Genomic DNA, 4,464 nt, shown 5'->3' with positions numbered 1-4,464 from the left:
GGGTGGAATAAGGCTCTTATGACAATGAATCTCAATAATCAGCATTTCCAGAAAGTCCAGAGGGGCATAAGGCCAAAATTTGGCCGAATCGAAATCTTCGGCTGATATGATTTACGGGACACGCTCATAAGTGGCTGCTTGCCTGGTCCATTGCCATGCTCTTGGGTTGGGTCCTGATCCAGATCTTCTTCAGCCGAGATTTCCGCATGGTGACCTTGACCGGATTGGTGCTGGCGACGGGGCTTTCAGGAGCCGCACTTGTGGTCGAACCGGCCCTGTCCAGGCAGGAGTCCGGGAGGCTCTTTGTCGAGGCGGCGGAATCCATGATAGAAAATGATGTACCCATAGTCCTTTACAAAATACATCCTGACAGAAATGGGGTGAAATATGCTTTATACAGCCGCCGCGTTCCGGAGGAATTACATTTTTGCTCATCACCGGAAGATCTTGAGCAGGTTAAAAAGCCTTTTATGCTCTTGGGTCGTGGACGTAATCTCAAGGGGTTCGGAGTTTTTTTAAAAAAGAATAGGGCTCGGAAGCTTATTAAGGGATCGATTCATCGGAGAGAAATGGTTGCATACAGTGTGGAACCAAAGAGTTTTGTGACATCACGTCGGCAACAACATAATTTCTGCTGCTATGAAACGATCAGCTAATCGCTCAACTTAGGAGAAAGGCACAGAAATTAACAGATGACATCGGCTCCAAGCCCGGAAATTTCTATTGTTATCCCCATGTATAACGAGGAGGCAAACGTCAGGCAGTTCTGCAGCCGCCTCTTTGAGACCATGGCTACCTTATCGGAGACCTGGGAAGTTGTCTGCGTGGACGATGGATCCTCTGACCGGACCCTCGAACTCCTGAGAAAGGAACAGGCGGCGCGGCAGGGGATGACCGTTGTGGCACTTGCCCGGAATTTTGGACAGCATGCAGCGATCATGGCTGGATTTGCCCAGAGCCATGGCCGGTGGGTCATCACCCTGGATGCAGACCTCCAGAACCCCCCTGAGGAGATCCCCAAATTGGTTAACGCCTTTCAGGCTGGTCATGATCTAGTAGGCACTGTAAGGATTGAGAGGCAGGACACCCGTTTCCGCAAATGGGCCTCACGCCTCAACAACCGTCTGATCACCCGGATCTCTGGGATCTCCCTTCAGGACTTCGGCTGTATGCTCAGGGGCTACAGCCGTGAGGTGGTTAATGGCATCCTGGCGAATCCCGAGTACAGGGCGTTTCTCCCGGCGCTTGCAACATTCTTTGCCAGGAATCCTGTAGAGATCCCGGTAAGTCACGAGGAACGGGCCGGAGGCGCATCGAAATACTCGCTCCTGAAGCTCTTCAGCCTGCAACTGGATCTGCTCACCGGCTTCTCCCTGTGGCCTCTGAGGGCCATGTTTTTTATGGGAACGGGCGTGGCCTGCCTGGGATTTCTGCTCGGCCTGCTCATTCTGGCACTTCGTCTTTACTACGGGCCCGGCTGGGCCGCAGAAGGTGTATTCACCCTTTTTGCCCTGCTCTTCTGTTTTATCGGTGCCCAGTTCTTTGCATTCGGACTCCTTGGTGAATACATAGGACGGATCTTTCAGTCCGTGCGTAAACGTCCGCCATACATACTTGGTGATGTGCTTCGTAAATAATAGGGACAGGGTGGTAAGGGCAGATATCCTGCTTGCACTGTTCGCAGTCTTACTGCTTTTCTGGACGTTGGGAGAAAGAGGCCTCTGGACTGCCGAGGGTAGATGGGCAGAGGTCACGAGAGAGATGTTTCTGACCGGTGATTTCTTCCACCCCACCATCAACGGCGAGCCTTATTTCGACAAGCCCTTGCTGACCTACTGGCTTATCGCCCTGATCTCGACCCTCACCGGGCGACTGGACGAGTGGACGGTCCGGCTCCCCAGTGCCATCTCTGGTCTTCTGGCCCTTTGGGCCACGGTTTATCTGGGCAGGCGGCTCTGGTCAGCCGAGGTCGGGAGGACGGCCGGGTGGGTCCTCCTTACAACCTATAGCTTTCTGTTCTGGAGCAGGGCGGGCACTGCCGACATGGAGAACGTGGCTGCTGTCACTCTTGCCCTGGCCTGGTACTGGGCCAGGCGAGACCAGCCAAATTTCAGCGCATTTTTCGTCTTCTATCTTATCGCCTTTATCGGGTCCCTCACAAAGGGGCTCACAGCCTTTGTTGTCCCGGTCCTTGCGGTGTTACCCGATGTCCTTGCGAAAGGCCGCTGGCGGACGGTATTGAGGCCATCGCACTTTTTGGCCATGGCCCTGGCAGGTTGTATATATCTCGCCCCATTTATATATGCATCCATTACACGTACCGATTACCAGGCAAGCGGCCTTGCCCTGGTCTTCCAGGAAAACATCCAGCGGTTTTTCCAGCCCTTTGATCACAAGGAGCCTTTTTATTACTATTTTTACTATCTTCCCATACTCTTTCTGCCGTGGACGCCGCTGTTCCTGGCGGCCTGCGCAGGGATGGCCAGTGGCTGGGAGGACCTGGACAGCCGGACAAGGTGGCTGATAAAGGCCGCGTTACTGGTCTTCCTGTTCTTTACTGCATCCGGGTCGAGGCGGAGCTATTACATACTTCCGATCTTGCCCCTCTGTGCCCTCTGGACAGCGGTCTTTCTCCGGACAGATTCAGTGCCCTTGCCGGCCTTAATGATCTTCAAGCGCTGGGGCCTTCGCATCCAGGCTGGCTTGCTGGCTGTCTTGGCCTCTATTTATATTGCAAGCCCGGTGATCTGGCCTGTCCTCATGGATCGCATTGGGTTTGTGGCCCCTCAGGGCCTGAAGGTGGCTACGCTGGTCTGCGGCCTCACCGTGTTCGGGCTCTTAGCGGTTTCCTTATGGCGCTCCGGCCTGTTCCATGCCGTTCTCGGAACCGCCGGACCTGTTGCACCCCTCGTGGCCGCAGTAGCAGTATTCATGGCAGTCTTTTTTTGCTGGCAAGTGAAGGCCCTCGAAATTTACCGCACGGAACGTCCCTTTTCCTTGGAGCTCAAGAAACGGCTCGCAGGCGTCGATCCGGAACAAGTGGCCTTTTTCCGCAAGGTCTCGCCCAATGTACTCTTTTACCTGAATCTGCCCAGACCTCGGCAATCCCAATAATGACCACTCCATAAGGGAACTTGCCGAGATGATGATCGAGGTTCTGGGAGAATTTCCGGCCTTCACCCACCTGGCAGAACGGGCGGAGCTGAGGGATATCTCCGCCGAGACCTATTACGGGCCGGATTACCAGGATGTGGGCTATCGGGTACCGGACATAACCTCTGCCAGAGAAATACTGGGATGGGAGCCAAAAATCGATCTCAGGGAGGCATTGCGCCGGACCATAAGCGCCTATGTCCGGAACCGGCAGATAGTCGTGGAGGAATTGGGCCGTCCGGATGAGCTATGAAGGAGGATATGGCACCCTGGTCTTGAAGGTGGACGTGGATACCCATGACGGAATGCGCCATGGGGTCCCTGTTCTCCTTGAGATCCTGGCACGTCATGGTATCCATGCCACCTTTTGTCTATCCTTCGGACCGGACAATGCGGGAAAGGCCATTTACAGGGTATTCAGGGATCCGGCCTTTTTTAACAGGAGTTTAACCGTTAATTCTCTTTTTATCAATTTTATTCAATAATTTCAACAAATTATCTGCCAATCTACTGTAAGACCCCTCGGCGCACCCTTATTCCCCCCTAAAAAAATCAAGTTATCCTGGTAAATTATGCATTTTTTTCTTGACTATGCAAGACCCTACTATTATGGTGTGGGCATGGCGCACTTACACAAAAAAATGAAAAAGGGAAGACCCTATTACTATGTCAGGGAATCCGCCAGGGTTAACGGCAAGCCTAAAATCGTTAATCAGGTGTATCTCGGCTCACCTGAACGGATTCTCAAGATGGCCACCGGGCCGGGCACGGTTTGTTCCAAAATTCAGGTGCAGGAATTCGGCGCATTATGGCTTGGCAACCTCATTGAGCGTGAAGTGGGGTTTTCCAGTCTTGTTAATACGATTATTCCGAAAGGGGTAAGGGAAACCGGACCTTCCGTAGGCGAGTATTTTCTTTACGCCATATTGAACCGGATGGTTGATACTTGTTCAAAACGTGCCTTGGTTGAATGGTATAAATTAACAGCCATTCAGCAGATTCGGCCTACAGACATTGATGCCCTGACCTCACAGCGTTTTTGGAAGAAGTGGGACCGGGTTGATGGAAAACAAATAGAAGAGATTGCTACAAGGTTTTTTCGTATATTGGCGGAACTGGAGCCCCTGTCCTCGGATTGTTTCATGTTCGACACGACAAACTATTACACCTTCATGGCCAGTGAGTCGGAGTCCGACTTGGCGAAGCGTGGTAAAAACAAAGCGGGCCGGAATTGGTTGCGGCAGGTCGGGGTTGCACTTTTGGTGTCCCGTGATAATCGTATTCCTCTTTTCTATCGGGAGTATGAAGGGA

Annotated in this window: 6 protein-coding genes; all 6 read left to right on the top strand. The window is 52.7% G+C overall.

Annotated features, from left to right (window positions below):
* Positions 1-155 precede the first annotated feature (155 nt).
* A complete protein-coding gene (locus C4B57_11715; GenBank protein PXF50754.1) occupies positions 156-656 on the top strand; it encodes a hypothetical protein in 501 nt (166 codons plus the stop codon).
* 36 nt (positions 657-692) lie between these two features.
* Positions 693-1,637, top strand: a complete 945-nt coding sequence (locus C4B57_11710) for an undecaprenyl-phosphate 4-deoxy-4-formamido-L-arabinose transferase (protein ID PXF50753.1) — start codon at positions 693-695, stop codon at positions 1,635-1,637.
* Positions 1,621-3,114: a dolichyl-phosphate-mannose--protein mannosyltransferase gene (locus tag C4B57_11705; protein PXF50752.1), complete on the top strand. Its 1,494-nt coding sequence runs from the start codon at positions 1,621-1,623 to the stop codon at positions 3,112-3,114. The genes C4B57_11710 and C4B57_11705 overlap by 17 nt, the downstream gene beginning before the upstream one ends.
* Before the next feature lie 28 nt (positions 3,115-3,142).
* Positions 3,143-3,406: a hypothetical protein gene (locus tag C4B57_11700; protein PXF50751.1), complete on the top strand. Its 264-nt coding sequence runs from the start codon at positions 3,143-3,145 to the stop codon at positions 3,404-3,406.
* Positions 3,396-3,638, top strand: a complete 243-nt coding sequence (locus tag C4B57_11695) for a hypothetical protein (protein ID PXF50750.1) — start codon at positions 3,396-3,398, stop codon at positions 3,636-3,638. The genes C4B57_11700 and C4B57_11695 overlap by 11 nt, the downstream gene beginning before the upstream one ends.
* Positions 3,639-3,725: 87 nt before the next feature.
* The coding region (locus tag C4B57_11690; GenBank protein ID PXF50749.1) for a transposase at positions 3,726-4,464 on the top strand (739 nt) is incomplete at its 3' end.

This window comes from Deltaproteobacteria bacterium, assembly GCA_003194485.1.
In the GTDB taxonomy this organism is placed as follows: Bacteria; Desulfobacterota; Dissulfuribacteria; order Dissulfuribacterales; family UBA3076; genus UBA3076.
The sequence above is the reverse complement of the archived record's forward strand: the minus strand, read 5'-3'. Positions and strand labels throughout refer to the sequence as shown.